The organism is Acidovorax sp. KPB24-03 (assembly GCF_057546605.1).
In genome coordinates this window covers 1-2,421 of record NZ_BAAJYR010000479.1, presented here as the reverse complement: position 1 = coordinate 2,421, position 2,421 = coordinate 1, and the positions used below count along the sequence as shown (strand labels likewise).

The window sequence follows — 2,421 nt, the reverse complement described above, 5'->3', positions numbered from 1 at the left end:
CGGCGGGCCCCGCAGAACCTGAGATGCAGGGGCAGTACCTGGACCGGGAAACGGGGCTGCACTACAACAGTTCCGGTATTACGACCCGGATTTTGGGGCGTTCACGACGCCTGATCCGATTGGGCTGGCGGGGGGACTCAACCTGCATGGGTATGCGCCAAATCCGATCGCTTGGGTGGATCCTTGGGGATGGATCAAATGTGGACTAACTGGTGATGAGGTTGGGAACGCTACAAATCTCCCAGTCATTCGTCCCGGTAGTCCTCAATGGAAGAAAGCAGTTGAATCAATTAAGTCTGGCGGGAAATCCAATTTCCGAACCGCAAACAAGGCTGATGCTGAAAGCCTATTGAAAGCCGCCAAGGGAAATATTGAAAATAAGCCTACATACACGGAAACGCCTTATAAAAAGGGATATGAGCACCATCCAAATGAATCGCACACGGTGAATGCGCCAGAGAATAATATTCCTCATATAAAGTGGAAAGACTGGGAGAGCGGTAAGTCCTCCGGCGGAGCTGGACATGTGTTTTATGATGGAGAATGATATGGGGTGTCGATTCGACGAAGACAAATTTCCGGATGCATGGCGAATTAATTCATCGGATTGCAAAATTTCTGAAGGTGATAAGACGGCGCTTGTTTTTTTTTGATCCCGCTCAAAGCCTTGAGTTATGGAAAGTGCATATATCAAATGAATTTTTTCATTTGATGAAAATGCCTTTTGCCGACAAAGGGGTTCTGAGGAAATTGACTTTGGATTTTTCGAGCGAGGCGGAGGGAAGCCGTTTCTTTAAAAAAGAATTGCGATCGTATGAATTGGTGATTTTCTTTTGGGGTGCTCGAAGCGCGTGCATGGTTCAGAAGAGTACTCTTGTCAATAACTGGACTGATTTTTTTTTACCCGTCAGACGAGAGTTCTCTAATATTTATACCAAACAGTCGGAAAAAAATATTCTCTTATGAGGACGTATTTTTTGTTGGAAGATTCTAGCATTTTTGAAAAATTCCGTTTTTGGCGGTATAAGCCACAGCTTGGTAAAGATAGAGCCGAGCATTGCCTTCCTGCCTAAGAAGAATTTTAAAGGGCTAGGTTGACGGTGGGATAAGTAAGGGCCTTCCAAAATTAAGTAAAAAGATAATAATGGGAGAGACTGGGATCATATTTTTTGGTGATTAATGTGAAGCATGAGCTAAACATCCCTGGCCGATCGTTGGATTCAGTGCTTGCAGGAAAAATGCACAAAGTTTTTTTGTACAAATTTTTCCGTGGGACACACGTGTATAAAAAACCCGTTTTTGATACTTCAATACGCAAGTTCTCTGAAAAGAGAAAATGGAGTTTTAATTTTTCTGGTCCTTATATTGATGGCCATTTGCATTCCGTGACCTGCGATAGAAGCGTGCTCCTCGCGCCCTTTTTTAAAGATGCCAATACTATTTTTTGGTTTGAAGGAGGACGATTTGATAAAAATGGTCCCCATAGATTCTTTTGTGCCGAATCAAGAGATCTTTCCGAGTATTTCTATGATCCTATGAGGTCTGAGGTGTATAGCAGCGGATTGCTTTACATTTTTGATAAATCTTTTGATTGGTTTATTCACGTTCGTGATTCGCTTGTTGCTTTTCCAAAAGACCAATCTGATTATGTTTTTAATTTGTATTCAAGAAATTTAATTTCGATTGATCGAGATTGACCTGTCTCTAAGTCTTAGTTGAATGTGCCCCTCAAGCATATGCATGTTTAATTGAATCGGCCTTTGGGATGAGATATTGGGCTCAAACGACAATCTGGTGTTGGAGTGCGCCTTGTACCAAGCGTAGAGCAGAGCGGTGGTGGCGTAGTGGCTGGCATTCGCGATGCAACCGGCCAGCCAGCAGACGGCGGCGGCCCCACAGAACCTGAGGATTCAGGGGCAGTACCTGGATCGGGAAACGGGGCTGCACTACAACACGTTCCGGTACTACGACCCGGACCTGGGGACGTTCACGACGCCTGATCCGATTGGGTTGGCGGGCGGAGTGAATTTACATCGATATGGCATTAATCCAATTTCCTATGCTGACTCACTTGGCTCAGCCCCCTGTGCCACTGACCTCACTGGGCATCGAAAAGATCACATTCTTAATCGCCATCGTTGTGGCGCTAATAAACCAGGAAAAACAGAGTTCCCCAGCCCACTGGACAGATGCTGACATACTCCATCATGTTTCGGATGTAGCAACTGATCCAGCTCCCATTACTGACGCAGGAAAATGGAATTCTCCATACGCTATTGGTGTCAGAGATGGCGTGGAAATACGGGTGGATTTTTGTCCGCCTTCGCATCCTAAATATAGTGGGCAAATATCAACTGCATATCCTATAAATGTTGCTCCTAATCCGCCTTGAAGATAAATAAAATGGACAACGAAATTTTT

General features: G+C 44.7%; 4 protein-coding genes and 2 pseudogenes. 5 read left to right on the top strand and 1 reads right to left on the bottom strand.

Annotated features, from left to right (window positions below; genetic code table 11):
* From AC27KI_RS22885 to AC27KI_RS22865, 5 genes and pseudogenes are all read left to right on the top strand, one after another.
* Window positions 1-194: pseudogene (locus AC27KI_RS22885) on the top strand (RHS repeat-associated core domain-containing protein); the annotation flags it as partial.
* Window positions 176-547: a hypothetical protein gene (locus tag AC27KI_RS22880; protein ID WP_487116001.1), complete on the top strand. Its 372-nt coding sequence runs from the start codon at window positions 176-178 to the stop codon at window positions 545-547. The pseudogene AC27KI_RS22885 and the gene AC27KI_RS22880, both read left to right, overlap by 19 nt.
* Before the next feature lie 35 nt (window positions 548-582).
* Complete coding sequence (locus AC27KI_RS22875) at window positions 583-966, top strand: hypothetical protein (protein WP_487115999.1); 384 nt, start codon at window positions 583-585, stop codon at window positions 964-966.
* Window positions 967-1,181: 215 nt separating this feature from the next.
* Window positions 1,182-1,697 (top strand): hypothetical protein, encoded by a 516-nt coding sequence (locus tag AC27KI_RS22870; RefSeq protein WP_487115997.1) that lies wholly within the window; start codon window positions 1,182-1,184, stop codon window positions 1,695-1,697.
* Between the two features lie 193 nt (window positions 1,698-1,890).
* Window positions 1,891-2,062, top strand: a pseudogene (locus tag AC27KI_RS22865) (RHS repeat-associated core domain-containing protein); the annotation flags it as partial.
* A gap of 143 nt (window positions 2,063-2,205) precedes the next feature.
* Here the strand turns inward: AC27KI_RS22865 and AC27KI_RS22860 are convergent.
* Window positions 2,206-2,421, bottom strand: a 216-nt coding sequence (locus AC27KI_RS22860; RefSeq protein ID WP_487115995.1) for a hypothetical protein, incomplete at its 5' end; no start/stop codon positions are given.

Excerpts from the sequence above, each read along its gene's own strand:
- AC27KI_RS22875 (WP_487115999.1), top strand. The coding sequence starts at position 583 with ATGCATGGCGAATTAATTCATCGGATTGCAAAATTTCTGAAGGTGATA.